The 15,156-nt window shown below is 43.2% G+C and carries 15 protein-coding genes; 13 read left to right on the forward strand and 2 right to left on the reverse strand.

The genetic code is table 11. The features are described 5' to 3' along the window. The first annotated feature begins 7 nt into the window (after nt 1–7). Nucleotides 8–1,618 carry a CTP synthase gene (locus LCL91_RS07880; protein ID WP_165998672.1) on the forward strand — a complete coding sequence of 537 codons (1,611 nt, stop codon included), beginning with the start codon at nt 8–10 and terminating at the stop codon, nt 1,616–1,618. Nucleotides 1,619–1,844: 226 nt separating this feature from the next. Here LCL91_RS07880 and LCL91_RS07885 read toward each other — a convergent pair whose 3' ends face one another. Then, nucleotides 1,845–2,375, reverse strand: coding sequence for a DUF2529 family protein (locus LCL91_RS07885; protein ID WP_224881481.1), 531 nt, complete (start codon nt 2,373–2,375; stop codon nt 1,845–1,847). 241 nt (nt 2,376–2,616) lie between these two features. On the opposite strand from LCL91_RS07885, the gene LCL91_RS07890 reads away from it, so the two are divergent. From LCL91_RS07890 to LCL91_RS07930, 9 genes are all read left to right on the forward strand, one after another. Continuing rightward, nucleotides 2,617–2,985, forward strand: a complete 369-nt coding sequence (locus LCL91_RS07890; RefSeq protein WP_098445414.1) for a response regulator — start codon at nt 2,617–2,619, stop codon at nt 2,983–2,985. Nucleotides 2,986–3,276: 291 nt separating this feature from the next. Next, the gene (gene fba / locus LCL91_RS07895; protein WP_224881483.1) at nt 3,277–4,140 is read left to right on the forward strand and encodes a class II fructose-1,6-bisphosphate aldolase; all 864 of its coding nucleotides are present in this window, start codon (nt 3,277–3,279) and stop codon (nt 4,138–4,140) included. Nucleotides 4,141–4,325: 185 nt separating this feature from the next. Beyond that, nucleotides 4,326–4,979 carry a fructose-6-phosphate aldolase gene (gene fsa, locus LCL91_RS07900; protein ID WP_160918221.1) on the forward strand — a complete coding sequence of 218 codons (654 nt, stop codon included), beginning with the start codon at nt 4,326–4,328 and terminating at the stop codon, nt 4,977–4,979. A gap of 104 nt (nt 4,980–5,083) precedes the next feature. Continuing rightward, entirely contained in the window at nt 5,084–6,373 is a 1,290-nt protein-coding gene (locus LCL91_RS07905) for a UDP-N-acetylglucosamine 1-carboxyvinyltransferase (RefSeq protein WP_224881485.1), read from the forward strand. A 94-nt stretch (nt 6,374–6,467) separates the two neighbouring features. Beyond that, on the forward strand, nt 6,468–7,436 hold the full coding sequence (gene glpX / locus LCL91_RS07910) for a class II fructose-bisphosphatase (protein ID WP_224881487.1): 969 nt from the start codon (nt 6,468–6,470) through the stop codon (nt 7,434–7,436). A gap of 484 nt (nt 7,437–7,920) precedes the next feature. After that, nucleotides 7,921–9,186: a transcription termination factor Rho gene (rho, locus tag LCL91_RS07915; protein ID WP_159786363.1), complete on the forward strand. Its 1,266-nt coding sequence runs from the start codon at nt 7,921–7,923 to the stop codon at nt 9,184–9,186. Nucleotides 9,187–9,338: 152 nt separating this feature from the next. Further along, nucleotides 9,339–9,545, forward strand: a complete 207-nt coding sequence (rpmE, locus tag LCL91_RS07920) for a 50S ribosomal protein L31 (protein WP_098445408.1) — start codon at nt 9,339–9,341, stop codon at nt 9,543–9,545. 305 nt (nt 9,546–9,850) lie between these two features. Then, a complete protein-coding gene (locus LCL91_RS07925; protein WP_224881489.1) occupies nt 9,851–10,468 on the forward strand; it encodes a thymidine kinase in 618 nt (205 codons plus the stop codon). A 125-nt stretch (nt 10,469–10,593) separates the two neighbouring features. After that, entirely contained in the window at nt 10,594–10,968 is a 375-nt protein-coding gene (locus LCL91_RS07930) for a hypothetical protein (RefSeq protein WP_224881491.1), read from the forward strand. A 30-nt stretch (nt 10,969–10,998) separates the two neighbouring features. Here the strand turns inward: LCL91_RS07930 and LCL91_RS07935 are convergent, their stop codons facing one another. Next, nucleotides 10,999–12,333 (reverse strand): CoA-disulfide reductase, encoded by a 1,335-nt coding sequence (locus LCL91_RS07935; protein WP_224881494.1) that lies wholly within the window; start codon nt 12,331–12,333, stop codon nt 10,999–11,001. Between the two features lie 152 nt (nt 12,334–12,485). On the opposite strand from LCL91_RS07935, the gene prfA reads away from it, so the two are divergent. From prfA to spoIIR, 3 genes are all read left to right on the forward strand, one after another. Continuing rightward, nucleotides 12,486–13,556 (forward strand): peptide chain release factor 1, encoded by a 1,071-nt coding sequence (prfA, locus tag LCL91_RS07940; RefSeq protein ID WP_224881496.1) that lies wholly within the window; start codon nt 12,486–12,488, stop codon nt 13,554–13,556. A 7-nt stretch (nt 13,557–13,563) separates the two neighbouring features. Beyond that, nucleotides 13,564–14,409 carry a peptide chain release factor N(5)-glutamine methyltransferase gene (prmC, locus tag LCL91_RS07945; RefSeq protein ID WP_224881742.1) on the forward strand — a complete coding sequence of 282 codons (846 nt, stop codon included), beginning with the start codon at nt 13,564–13,566 and terminating at the stop codon, nt 14,407–14,409. A 93-nt stretch (nt 14,410–14,502) separates the two neighbouring features. Beyond that, complete coding sequence (spoIIR, locus tag LCL91_RS07950) at nt 14,503–15,111, forward strand: stage II sporulation protein R (RefSeq protein WP_224881498.1); 609 nt, start codon at nt 14,503–14,505, stop codon at nt 15,109–15,111. The last annotated feature ends 45 nt before the right edge of the window (nt 15,112–15,156 follow it).

A 15,156-nucleotide genomic window follows, 5' to 3' on the forward strand; every position in this document is an offset into this window, starting at 1 on the left:
CAGAAAGATGACAGCAAAACATAAGAAGTACATCTTTGTAACAGGCGGCGTTGTATCGTCACTTGGTAAAGGTATCACAGCAGCTTCACTAGGACGACTTTTGAAAAACCGTGGCGTGAGTGTAACGATTCAAAAATTCGATCCATACATTAACGTTGACCCGGGGACAATGAGTCCTTATCAACACGGAGAGGTATTTGTCACGGATGATGGCGCTGAAACAGATCTTGACCTTGGTCACTACGAGCGCTTCATCGATATCAACCTTTCAAAAAACTCGAACGTAACGACAGGTAAAGTCTACTCAACTGTTCTTCGTAAAGAGCGTCGCGGTGACTACCTTGGTGGTACGGTTCAGGTTATTCCGCACATCACGAATGAAATCAAAGAGCGTATTTTCCGTGCTGGAAATGAAACAAATGCTGATGTCGTGATTACGGAAATCGGTGGAACAGTTGGAGACATCGAAAGTCTTCCATTCCTTGAAGCAATCCGTCAAATTAAGAGCGATATTGGTAAGGAAAATGTGATGTACATTCACTGTACGCTACTTCCTTATTTAAAAGCTGCAGGTGAAATGAAAACAAAGCCAACACAGCATAGTGTAAAAGAACTTCGTAGTCTTGGCATCCAGCCAAATGTGATCGTTGTTCGTGCTGAGCAGCCAGTTCCTCAAGAAATGAAAGACAAGATTGCTTTGTTCTGTGACATCGATGAGCACGCCGTGATCGAAGCACAGGATGCTGACACGCTTTACAAAGTACCTCTAGCTCTTCAGGAACAGAAGCTTGACGAAATTACTTGTCAGCACTTGAAGCTAAACTGTCAGGAAGCAGACATGGATGAGTGGAACGCACTTGTAGACAAGGTTCAAAACCTTTCTAGAAAAACGAAAATCGCCCTCGTTGGTAAATACGTAGCCCTTCAAGATGCTTATATTTCAGTTGTGGAATCTTTAAAGCATGCTGGCTATGCGTTTGACGCAGACATTGATATTAAGTGGGTAAACTCTGAAACAGTGACACAAGAGAATGTAAAAGAGCTTCTTTCTGATGTCGATGGAATCCTCGTTCCTGGTGGTTTCGGCGATCGCGGAATCGAAGGAAAGATCACGGCGATTCAGTATGCGCGTGAAAACAAAGTACCTTTCTTAGGTATCTGTCTTGGTATGCAGCTTGCTTCTGTTGAATTTGCTCGCAACGTTCTAAACCTAGAAGGTGCGCATTCAGCCGAAATTAAGCCAACAACGAAATACCCTGTCATTGATCTTCTACCTGAACAAAAAGATGTGGAGGACCTTGGCGGTACGCTTCGTCTTGGTCTTTACCCTTGTAAGTTAACAGAAGGTACAAAGGCTTATGCTGCTTACAATGATGAAGTTGTCTATGAGCGTCATCGTCACCGCTATGAGTTCAGCAACCAGTATCGTGCGCAAATGGAAGAGGCAGGATTTATTTTCTCTGGTACGAGCCCTGATGGCCGTCTCGTTGAAGTTGTTGAAGTGAAAGATCACCCGTGGTTTGTCGCTTCACAATTCCACCCAGAATTTACGTCACGTCCAACACGTCCACAGCCGCTGTTTAAAGAATTTATCGGCGCTTCAATGGCGAATAACTAATTAAAAAAAGGCTCTTTTCTAATAGATTGTTGCTTTTGAATCAATTATTAAATAAAAAACCACACTTCGCTAATTGTAGCTCCAGGATGCTCACCGCCCGCCACGCGGAAAGCGAGCATCCTGGAGCGGAAATTTAACCACTTATCTAAAAGCAACAATATCTACGAAAAGAGCCTAAAAAAAGACATCCTTTTCTACTGCGAAAAGGATGTCTTTTTGTATAGGTTTAAAATTCGTAGCCATGTTCTTCTAGTATTTCCCGAGTGGTTAAATAGAGAGCATGATAAACATATAAAGAAGTGAGTAAGGCTGGATAACCTATGCGTTCTCCTTCATCATTTGGAACAAGACCGGTTGTTAATCCGGTGTTAATATGAAAATCGGTGTTTTGCTCAAGGATAGGATCGGCTTCTTTTCGCGTAGCGGAAATACCGACGACCGTTGCACCAGTCGCTTTAAACGTCTCCGCATGCTTCGCAGCCGCTTCGTCTTCACTAAGCCTTGAAAATAAAAGGACACAATCATTCTCAGTTAAGTCGGCAGGATCATGAAGTATCGCACTTGAGGGAAGCTTTTCAGAGCCGTACACTGCTTCGAGAGCAGCTCCCTGAAGTTCGTTTTCTCCATAGAAATAAACTGTACCACCGCCTGTAATAATTTGAGCAAACAAGCGTGAAATATCTTCAATGATCATTTCATGTTGATCCTGAATCCCTTTAAATTTACCCATTAACTGAGTCGTGAAAATCTTAAGCATTGGATCACTGCCTTTCTGTTTTTTTATGAAAAATTGAAAGCTAATTTTGTGTCGATCTGGGTATAGGTATACAAAAAAGGAGGTGGGATGAGCGAATACATTTGGCATGTATAACCGGTCACTATTATAACGAAACTGTTCAACACTTGCGAATATCAGCTCTCAATGTATAATCAGGAAGGGATTTACGATCTTTAAGCGAACTTAAACATAAGACTAACGGAAAAGTAGGTGCTCACATATGAATGAAAAAATCTTAATCGTAGACGATCAATACGGTATACGCATCCTTCTTAACGAAATCTTTCAAAAAGAAGGCTATCAAACATTCCAGGCAGCAAACGGCGTTCAAGCACTCTCAATCGTAAAAAGTGAGGATCCTGACTTAGTTATTCTCGATATGAAAATCCCGGGAATGGATGGGCTAGAGATTTTAAAACGAATCAAAAAGATGGAAGCAAGAGCGCTTGTTATCATCATGACGGCATATGGCGAATTAGACATGATTCATGAAGCGATGGACTTAGGGGCAATAACGCATTTTGCGAAGCCTTTTGACATCGATGAGATTCGAGCAACAGTCAAAAAAGAATTAGCATCGCTTTCATAACAAAAGGTAACGCTTACATAAACAAATCCTATTAAATCAAGCTTTTTCCCCTTCTATTATAGAAGTGATATGCTATAATAGAACCGTGTTTTTGGATAAATTGTAGACGAAATGAATTCAGATTAGCTGAAATTTCTTAAGCTGTGGCATACATAAAAACACCACGTTTGTGCCATCTTGTAGAAGACAGTTTTTTCTGGATGCATCTGCATGTTTCAATAACAAGTATTCGTTATTAAGATGTTCCAGGTCAGACCTGGCAATTTTAAATTAGATTGAGGAGGATTTACCATGCCTTTAGTTTCTATGAAAGAAATGCTCGAAAAAGGTAAAGCAGAAGGCTACGCAGTTGGCCAATTTAACCTTAACAACCTTGAGTTCACTCAAGCGATCCTACAAGCTGCACAAGAAGAACAATCACCAGTTATCCTTGGTGTTTCTGAAGGTGCTGCTCGTTACATGGGCGGATTTAAAACAATCGTAACGTTGGTTGAAGCGCTAATGGAAGAGTACAAGGTTACAGTACCAGTTGCGATTCACCTTGACCACGGTTCTAGCTTCGAGAAGTGTATGCAAGCGATCAACGCTGGATTTACTTCTGTTATGATCGATGGTTCTCACTACCCACTAGACGAAAACATCGCTCTTACTACAAAAGTAGTAGAAGCTGCACACGCAGTTGGTGTTTCTGTTGAAGCTGAGCTTGGCCGCATTGGTGGACAAGAAGATGACCTAATCGTTGACGATGCAGAAGCTGCATACGCGATCCCTGAAGAGTGTGAGCGTCTAATCAACGAAACTGGTGTAGATTGCTTCGCTCCTGCACTTGGTTCTGTACACGGTCCTTACAAAGGTGAGCCTAACCTAGGATTCGACCGCATGGAAACAATCAGCAAAATGACTGGTGTTCCTCTCGTACTTCACGGTGGTACTGGTATTCCAACAGCTGACGTTAAAAAAGCGATCAAATTTGGACATGCTAAGATCAACGTTAACACGGAGAGCCAACTTTCTTCTGCTAAAGCAGTTCGTTCTGTACTTGAAGAAAAGCCAGATCTTTACGATCCTCGTAAATACATGGGACCTGCACGCGATGCAATTAAAGAAACTGTAATTGGCAAAATGCGTGAATTCGGTTCTTCAAACAAAGCATAATCTTCTTAAAATCGGATCATCAAAACCGCTCTATTATGAGCGGTTTCTGATTTCCGTTTTTTAATCCCCTACCTACTACCTTGCAACTATTTTTCATTTATTTACAATCAAATCAGCTAACGCAAAACAAAATATGTTAAAATTTTTCTCGTAAACGCTTTCTAAATTAAAGGAGGACGAATGCAATGAAAATTTTCATAGATTCCGCTAACTTAACTGACATTAAAGAAGCACATGATATGGGTATCGTTTCAGGTGTAACAACGAATCCGTCTCTTGTTATGAAAGAGAAAGTGAATTTTCACGATCGTCTTCGTGAAATTACTAGCCTTGTAGCTGGATCGGTTAGTGCTGAAGTGGTTTCCACTACAGCTGAGGAAATGATCGAAGAAGGTAAACAGCTTGCTGAAATCGCTCCAAACATTACAGTGAAAGTACCGATGAACCGTGAAGGAATGAAAGCAGTTAAAGCATTCTCTGAAGCTGGTATTAAAACAAATGTAACGCTTGTTTTCTCTGCGAACCAGGCATTGCTAGCAGCACGAGCTGGTGCTTCTTACGTCTCGCCATTCCTTGGTCGTCTTGATGATATCGGTCAAAATGGTCTTGATCTTATCTCTGAAATCTCCGAACTGTTCGCGGTCCATGGCATCGAAACTGAAATCATTGCTGCGTCGATTCGTCACCCTATGCACGTAACAGAAGCCGCACTTCGCGGAGCTGATATTGGTACAATGCCATTGAAAGTTGTTCTTCAAATGCTTGAGCACCCGCTAACAGACAAAGGAATTGATCAATTCCTTGCCGATTGGGAAGAAGCGAAAAAAGCAAACGAATAAAATAAACGAATTGGCATGAACTTCCTGTTTTTGCCCATACTATTCTTATGAAGTATCATGACAGAACGAGGAACATACGATGCGGACGAAGAAGGGAGACCGTTATGGAAAAGTTGATGATCGCTGGAGGCCACCGTTTAAGTGGAACCGTTCAGGTGAGCGGGGCCAAGAATAGTGCGGTAGCATTAATCCCGGCGGCTATTCTAGCAGATTCCACTGTCACTATTGATCACTTGCCGAACATTTCTGACGTTGGGATTCTCCGTGATTTGCTTGAAGAAATCGGGGGACAAGCTGAGCTAAACGGAAATACATTAACTGTAAATCCAAAAGATATGATTGCGATGCCGCTGCCGAATGGCAAAGTAAAGAAGCTACGTGCTTCTTATTATTTAATGGGTGCGATGTTAGGTCGTTTTAACAAGGCGGTTATCGGACTTCCGGGCGGATGTAATCTTGGACCACGTCCGATTGATCAGCATATTAAAGGATTTGAAGCGCTTGGCGCAAAAGTAACGAATGAACAAGGGGCCATTTATCTTCGGGCAGATGAACTAAGAGGCGCTCGCATTTACCTTGATGTTGTAAGCGTTGGAGCGACGATTAACATTATGCTTGCAGCCGTTCGTGCGAAAGGTCGTACCGTGATTGAAAATGCAGCGAAAGAACCTGAAATCATTGACGTTGCCACACTTTTATCAAGCATGGGCGCAAAGATTAAAGGGGCTGGAACGGACGTTATTCGAATTGACGGCGTGGACGAGCTAACCGGCTGCTATCATTCCATTATTCCTGACCGCATTGAGGCAGGAACATATATGATCATGGCAGCTGCGATGGGTGATGAAGTGGTGATCGACAATGTTATATCTCAGCACTTAGAATCGCTTATTGCGAAACTACGTGAGATGGGTGTACAAGTCGAGACAAATGAAGATCAAGTTTTTATTCGTTCGCCGCGTGAAGGTTGGAAAGGCGTTGATCTTAAAACCCTTGTTTATCCAGGCTTTCCAACCGATCTTCAGCAGCCGTTTACTTCGCTTTTAACAAACGCTGAAGGAAGCAGCATTGTAACGGATACCATTTATGGCGCGAGATTCAAACATATCGATGAGCTTCGTCGGATGGGTGCAAACGTCAAAGTTGAAGGGCGATCTGCGATTATTAACGGTGCCGTTAAACTCCAGGGAGCCAAAGTGCGCGCTTCGGATCTAAGAGCCGGTGCAGCCCTTGTGGTCGCTGGTCTAATGGCTGAAGGGATAACAGAAGTCTCAGGTCTTGAACACATTGATCGCGGCTATGAGCGACTCGTAGAGAAGCTCAGTAACCTTGGAGCGCGGGTTTGGCGTGAGAAATTGGATCAAGAAGAACTAAAAGAAGTTGAAAGTTCTTAATGTAAAAAGCAGAAGGCGGTGAAAACCGCCGTTCTGTTAGCTGACTTTTGAAAGCGTTTTACTTAAGGTGTGTACCCCGGGGGAGGAAAGCATAATGGAAAGAAGTTTAACGATGGAACTTGTCAGAGTCACAGAAGCTGCTGCGCTCGCTTCAGCACGCTGGATGGGAAGAGGGAAGAAAGAAGAAGCGGATGATGCCGCGACGACGGCGATGCGCGATGTGTTTGACACCGTACCGATGAAGGGAACGGTGGTTATCGGAGAAGGAGAAATGGATGAAGCTCCGATGCTGTACATTGGTGAAAAGCTTGGAACTGGATACGGTCCACGGGTAGACGTAGCCGTTGATCCTCTCGAAGGAACGAATATCGTAGCGGCAGGAACGTGGAATGCTCTCGCTGTGTTAGCGGTTGCTGATCATGGCAATTTGCTGCATGCACCTGACATGTACATGGACAAAATTGCGGTCGGCCCAAAAGCGGTTGGCAAAATCGATATTAACGCTTCTGTTTATGATAATTTGAAGGCGGTTGCTGAAGCGAAAGGAAAAGAAATTGAAGACTGCGTGGCGGTCATATTAGACCGCAAACGTCACGAAAAGATTATAGAAGAAGTTCGTGCTGCAGGCGCTAGAATTAAGCTGATTTCTGATGGAGATGTGGCAGCGGCAATTAACACGGCCTTTGATGACACAGGCGTTGATATTCTATTTGGGTCTGGTGGGGCCCCAGAAGGTGTGCTTGCGGCCGTTGCATTAAAATGTCTCGGTGGAGAAATACAGGGTAAACTTCTCCCCCAAAATGAAGAAGAGTTGAAACGCTGTAACAAGATGGGAATTCATGATGTTTCCCGCGTTCTTTACATGGAAGATCTCGTAAAAGGGGAAGATGCCATTTTTGCGGCAACTGGCGTGACAGATGGCGAATTATTAAAGGGTGTTAGATTCCAGGGAACTTCTGGTACGACCCAATCGGTTGTTATGCGCGCAAAGTCCGGTACTGTGCGCTTTATCGACGGAGAACACAGTTTAAAAAAGAAACCAGACCTTGTTATTCGTTCTTAAAAGTTCATGAGACGTACATGATTCAACACCACAAGTATGATTTCATGTTGAATATTTTTTAGGAATCTGGTAAAACTATAAGGTGCTGTATTATTTCCTATTACTATTCGCTCAACATCGTTGAGTAGAAAAGTTGATTTTTGGCTCAAATGTCGTCATTCGCGTCGTGGACACCTGTCCCCTTTTAGTTAATGGCGAAAATGAGCCAAAAATCATTAAAGATCATGTTCAAGAGTAACGATTGCTAAGCAACACCTTCGTTGTGCACTTCCTCTACTCTCACTTAAGAGATTCCTGAATGGATCATCTACTAGCCTCTCACAGGATCTCAACAAACTCTTTCTCTCTTTCTTTATTATTCATAATCAAAAGGGCGATCTGTACACAACATACCTCTGTTGTTTGAATGAACCTTTTGTGCACTTATTTCATTTTCCAATCATTTGGGTAAAACCCATAATCATTTAAAAAGTGTGGTGTCAACATGGCAGTAAATATATCAGAACTAGAACAAATGACATTAAAAGAGCTTTATGAACAAGCTCGATTATACAAAGTCTCTTACTATAGTAAGTTAAACAAACGAGAGCTTGTTTTCGCTATTCTAAAAGCCCAGGCAGAGCAATCAGGACTTCTGTTCATGGAAGGAATTCTTGAAATTATTTCGTCTGAAGGATTTGGCTTCCTTCGCCCGATTAACTACTCGCCAAGCGCAGAAGACATTTATATCTCGGCATCTCAAATTCGCAGATTTGACCTACGTAATGGGGATCGCGTTTCTGGGAAAGTACGTCCTCCAAAAGAAAATGAACGCTATTATGGTCTTCTACACGTAGCAGCAGTGAACGGGGAAGACCCTGACTCTTCGAAAGAACGCGTCCATTTTCCAGCGCTAACACCGCTTTATCCTGAGAAGCGCATGAATTTCGAAAACAAATCAGGCAATCTGTCTACACGAATTATCGACATGATTTCACCAGTTGGGTTTGGTCAGCGTGGACTAATCGTAGCGCCACCTAAAGCTGGTAAAACGATGCTTTTGAAGGAAATTGCCAATAGCATTACAACGAACCATCCTGAAACAGAATTAATCGTTCTTCTCATTGACGAGCGTCCTGAGGAAGTAACGGATATTGAGCGTTCCGTTGATGGCGATGTGGTTCATTCTACGTTTGATGAAACGCCAGATAACCATATTAAAGTAGCTGAGCTTGTACTCGAACGTGCGATGCGATTGGTTGAGCATAAGAAAGATGTTGTCATTCTTTTGGATAGTATTACACGTCTTGCTCGTGCTTATAACCTCGTCATCCCACCAAGTGGCCGTACGCTTTCCGGTGGTATTGATCCTGCTGCCTTCCATCGTCCAAAACGATTCTTTGGTGCGGCACGTAACATTGAAGAAGGCGGAAGCTTGACGATTTTAGCAACAGCGCTAGTTGAGACAGGTTCGCGTATGGATGACGTCATTTATGAAGAATTTAAAGGAACGGGTAACATGGAGCTACATCTTGATCGTCGTCTTGCAGAACGCCGCGTCTTCCCTGCGATTGATATTCGTCGATCTGGTACGCGTAAAGAAGAGTTGCTTCTTCCGAAAGAACAGCTTGAAATGCTTTGGACAATTCGTAAGAGCATGGATGACTCCTTTGAATTCGTGGATAATTTCTTAAAGCGTCTTAAGAAAACGAAAGAAAATCGTGAGTTTTTCGACCTGTTTGAGAAAGAAAAAAGCGGTTCTTCCAGGTAAAGAATGAAGGTGTTTCGTCACAAGATGATCAATTGCATTGTCTGGAACACCCTGCTATAATACGTCTATGTGTGCAGAAGCTAAAAGGCACTGCCTTTTAGCTTCATTTAACTCTGTTTCCTCAGGAATCAGGGCGGAAGGAGATGAAATTCATGAAACAAGCGATTCATCCTGGTTATGAAACCATTAAGGTAAGATGTGCTTGCGGTAACGAATTCGAAACTGGTTCTACAAAACAGGACGGCGTGAGCGTAGAGGTTTGCTCGGAGTGCCATCCATTCTATACTGGACGTCAGAAGTTCAATGACGCTGGTGGACGCGTAGATAAGTTTAGAAAAAAATACAACCTAAAAGGTTAATGATAGAACAGGCAAGTTTTTACTCCTTGCCTGTTTTTTAACTCAATGAAGCAAGAAATGATCATCATGCAGAGCTACTTTGCACATATTTGTAGGAAGAAACGGTTCGAACAAACCGATTTGTTCACTCGTTTCTTCCTATGAAGGATGGTTTTTAAGATGGGCGAAGCCTTTTTAAGCGAATACGAGTGATGACGTTTTGGAAGCACTCTACGATCAATAATTGGATGAAAGTATACGCAAAATAAGGACTGCGCTGATCAGTCATTTTTTTATGCTTATGCTGGGAAAGGAGAAGCGGTTGAATGCATGTTATGAAGTACAGCGGCTGGATTGAGGTTGTTTGCGGGAGTATGTTTTCCGGAAAGTCTGAAGAATTAATTCGTCGTGTAAGACGAGCGACTTATGCCAAACAAAAAGTTCAGGTGTTTAAACCAAAAGTGGATAACAGATATAGCGAAGAATCTGTTGTATCTCATAATGGAATGTCCGTCATCGCTGTTCCAGTTGATCATTCACAGGCGATCCTGGACCGCGTTTCTGAAGATACGGATATGGTTGCGGTTGATGAAGTGCAGTTTTTCGATGAAGGTATTGTTGATGTGGCGCAACAGCTTGCGGATGAAGGGGTTCGTGTGATCGTTGCAGGATTGGATCAGGATTTCCGCGGCGAAGCTTTTGGACAAGTTCCAAAGCTTTTAACCGTTGCAGAATCCGTCACAAAGCTTCAAGCGATCTGTGTCGTGTGTGGTTCTCCAGCAAGTCGTACGCAGCGTCTTATTGATGGCAAACCTGCTCATTACGAGGATCCGATCATCCTTGTCGGTGCATCTGAATCTTATGAACCGCGCTGTCGTCATTGCCATAAAGTCCCTGGGAAGCCGACGGCACGGGGGCATCAAGAACAAGAAATCTCAAAGTAAGTCCGGGAAACCGGGCTTTTTTTTGTACCTAAATAGTGGAATCACAACAAAAAGGATAAGAAAAGCGCTGTTTTGAATCTAACCATCATTTGTTGGGCACCTTAAAAACAGGAGGTGACTGACTGATGAGAAAGATAACCTGGATGATGCTTGTGTTTCTGTTGCTTGTATCAGCCTGTTCGCCACTCAAGCCGCCAGAAGCAAATGGACAGGCGGGAGAAGGTCAAAATTTAAATACCGATATTAACCTAAATCCACAGTCCTATCGGAATATGAGCGTGGATAAGCCAACGATTAGTGACGATCAAGATAAAATTCGAGAGGTAGTCGAAGCAGAAGGTTTCGATGCTGGATTGATTTCGATTACAGGCAACCATGCGTGGGTAAATGTTAAATTTACGAACAAGCAAGAAGCGGAACTAACTAATCAGAAAAAAACGCTTGCCGCTAAAATTTATCAAGCAGTGCCAAGATACAAAATACACGTGCGAGCAAGATAAACCCTCTCATCAGCGAGAGGGTTATTTTTATTAATGCTGTGCTCGTCTTGCTGCTTGTTGCAACGGATCCCAAACGCTGTTGTATGGTGGAGCGTAGGCGAGATCGAGGTCCTCGATGTCATGTAACGTCATTTGGTGATAAAGAGCAGTCGCAAGTACGTCAACGCGCTTATCCACGCCATACTTACCGATGAACTGCCCGCCTAGGATGCGTTCATTATCATCACGGAAAATGATTTTGACACAAAGCTCTCGTGCATCAGGGTAGTATCCAGCGATATCTGTCGCTTCAGTAGAACAGCTAGCGAACGGTAAGTTTAGTGCTTCTGCTTCACTTGTTGAAAGCCCTGTGCGACCAAGCGTTAAGTCAAAGAATTTAATGACAGAAGTACCGACAATTCCTTTAAAAGTACTCGGCTGTCCGACCATATTCAGTCCTGCAATACGCCCCTGCTTGTTTGCTGTCGTCCCTAGTGGAACAAAGTCATCACGTTCTTTGACACGATGGTAATGTGTCGCACAGTCTCCAGCGGCATAGACGTCCTCTTTGCTCGTTTGCATGTAGCGATTCACTTGTATTGCCCCGTTAGAAGCGGTGTGTAGCCCGCACTCCTTAAGGAAACCTGTATTAGGCTTTACTCCAACAGAAACGAGAACGAGATCTGCTTCATATTCTCCTTTATCTGTTACAATCTTTTTCACGCGCTTTTCACCTTTAAATGATTCGACGCCTTCGTTTGTATGAACGGCAACCTCGTTTCGCTCTGCCTCATCATGGATCATTTTTGCCATGTCTTCATCAAAAATGCTAGCGAGGTGTGGCCCTAATTCAATGATGCGCACATTTTTACCGAGTTCACGGAAGGTCTCAGCCATTTCAAGACCGATATAGCCCCCTCCAATAACCGCAACGTTTTTAACGGATTCATCCAAATCATTGATTACCTTCTCAGCATCCGGAATCGTTTTTAATGTATGTATTCCTTTGAGATCAATTCCTTCCCAATTTGGTTTCACAGGACTAACCCCAGTTGCGATCAACAGCTTATCGTATTTTTCGGTAAAATGTTCGCCGGACTTTAAATTAATTCCTTTTACAATTTTTTTATCGGTATCCACATTTGTTACTTCATGATACACACGAGCATCGATGCCATACTTCTCTCGAAACGTATCCACAGATCTAGCGATAAGTTTTTCAGTGGATTCAATTTTTCCACTAATGACATACGGGAGGCCGCATTGCCCATAAGAGTAGATATTCCCCTTCTCGAGCGTCACAACTTCCGCTTCCTCATCATTTCGAATAATTTGCATGGCTGCACTCATACCAGCTGCATCGCCGCCAATAATGACGAATTTCATAATCAAACTCCCCCTTCCGGAATCGTTCATTTTTACTAACCTACTTCCAGTTTACCCTGAATAAATCAAGTTCAAGCTATTTTTGCTTTTGACCTGTGAAATGTCCTATACTATAATTAGAATGTTATGCAACGAAAACGAGGTGAAAGATCTTGTTAGACCGTTTAGAAATTGTTGAAGAACGTTATGATAAGTTAAATCAGTTGTTGAGTGATCCAGAAGTCATTAATGACACGACGAAACTCCGGGAATATTCCAAAGAGCAAGCAAGCCTTGAGGAAACCGTTCAGGTGTATCGTGAATATAAGGAAATTCTCGAAGGCATTCAAGATGCGAAAGCGATGCTTGAGGAAGAAAAAGATGCAGAAATGCGCGAAATGGTGAAGGCGGAGCTTTCCGAGCTTACACCTAAAGAAGAAGAGTATGCAGAACGCTTACGAGTGCTGCTTCTTCCAAAAGACCCGAACGATGATAAGAACGTTATTATTGAGGTTCGCGGAGCAGCGGGCGGAGACGAAGCCGCTCTATTTGCCGGTGACTTGTACAAAATGTACAGCCGCTTTGCTGAAATGCAAGGTTGGAAGTCTGAAGTGATTGAATCAAGTTCGACCGAGCTCGGTGGTTTTAAAGAGATTATCTTTATGATCAACGGCGCTGGCGCTTATTCAAAAATGAAGTATGAGAACGGAGCACACCGCGTTCAGCGCGTTCCGTCTACAGAATCAGGCGGTCGTATTCATACGTCTACGGCAACCGTTGCGGTTCTACCTGAAGCAGAAGAAGTAGAAGTTGACATTCATGATAAAGACATTCGTGTCGATACCTTTACTTCAAGTGGACCAGGTGGACAGAGTGTTAATACAACGATGTCAGCCGTTCGCTTAACGCATATGCCAACTGGTGTTGTAGTTTCGTGTCAGGATGAAAAATCTCAGATCAAGAACAAAGAAAAAGCGATGAAGGTTCTTCGTGCTCGTGTATATGATAAGTTCCAGCAGGAAGCACAGAAAGAGTACGACGATAACCGTAAATCAGCTGTTGGTACTGGCGATCGTTCAGAGCGTATTCGCACGTACAACTTCCCGCAAAACCGCGTTACGGATCACAGAATTAACCTGACGATCCAGAAGCTTGACCAGATTCTTCAAGGAAAGCTTGATGAGTTCATTGATGCGCTTATTACAGAAGAGCAAACGCGCTTAATGGCGGAAGCTGGAGAGTGACCCTATGATGACAATATTCGAAGCCCTTAAATGGGCTTCTTCTTTTTTAGAGAAGCACGGACGTGAAGCATCGGCTGCCGAGTGGCTGATCAAACACGAGTTAAATGTATCAAGAACAGAACTTTTACTTCAAATGCAAGATCAAATGCCGGATTTTGCAAGTTTTGAAGCGAAAATAAACGAGCATGCTAGTGGCATTCCTGTTCAGCACATTGTTGGAAAAGAAGAGTTCTACGGAAGAACGTTTCGCGTGAATCATCATGTCCTCGTGCCAAGACCTGAAACAGAAGAGCTGGTGGAAGGGATTCTTTCTAGGGCAAAAAGGCTGTTTCCTAACCCGGAAAAAGCCACGATCGCCGACATTGGTACCGGAAGCGGGGCGATTGCGATTAGTCTTGCGCTAGAACTGCAAAATCAAAACGTCACAGCAGTGGATATTTCTCAGGAGGCTCTCGAGGTAGCGAAGGAAAATGCGTGTCAGCTTGACGCTTCCATCACGTTTCTTCACGGTGATTTACTTCAGCCGTTACAAGGACAAACGTTTAATATTGTCGTTTCTAATCCTCCTTACATTTCAGAAGAAGAATATGCCACTCTTGACCCATTAGTTCGAGACCATGAACCGATTGGTGCTCTTGTAGGAGGAGAAGATGGCTATGTACTTTATCGCAGACTTGCGGAAGGTTTGCCTAGGCTAATCTCTTCTCCAGGGTTAATTGGATTTGAGGTAGGCGAGAAGCAGGCAAGAACAGTTGCCGCAATGCTTGAAGCTTCTTTTGGTGAGCGTATTGAGGTCGAGGTTGTGAAAGATATTAGTGGGAAAGAACGAATGGTATTTGGTGTTGTAACGTAACCCTGTCGATTCTACTCGCATTCTGGTGAACAGTTCTACGTTTAAAACGTATGAATCTGGCCAGAATGAGAGCTAGAAGGGACGGGATACAAGATGAATCAAAGAGGACTTATTAATCTATTAATCTCATTTTTTATTCTTGCTTCAAGTCTCCAAGGTTCGGGCGTTGTTACAGCAAATCAGCAGATCATTCCAGACGAAGCGATTCGTCTTCGCATTTTAGCAAATAGTAATAGTGAGGAAGATCAATCAGTAAAGCGTAGCATTCGTGATGAAGTGAACGAATCAATTAATAAGTGGGTCGCTGATTTAACTTCCATTGAAGATTCACGTCGCGTGATTAAAAGTCATTTGAATGAAATTGAAACGATTGTAGAAAAAGAGCTTGATCAGATTGGAAGCAGTGAATCATTTTCTGTTTCTTTTGGAGAAGTTGCTTTTCCAACAAAGCTGTATGGTGATTTCGTATATCCGGCAGGTAATTATGAAGCTGTTTTAATTACCATTGGGGAAGGACTTGGGGATAACTGGTGGTGCGTTCTTTTCCCGCCTCTTTGTTTCCTAGACTTCTCAAATGGAGACGCTGTTCAGGCGGAAAGCGACTCGCCTGTAGAAGAGCCGGCAGAAGACGTGGAAGTTGACTTCTTCTTGGTGAAAATCATGGATACGATTGTGGACTGGGTGAAAGGAATATTCAGCTAACTGGTCTATTCTCCTTCTTCAACGCATAAGACGATAACAGAACGG

Origin of the sequence: Guptibacillus hwajinpoensis, from assembly GCF_020171785.1 — a bacterium.
Taxonomy (GTDB): domain Bacteria; phylum Bacillota; class Bacilli; order Bacillales; family Guptibacillaceae; genus Guptibacillus; species Guptibacillus sedimenti.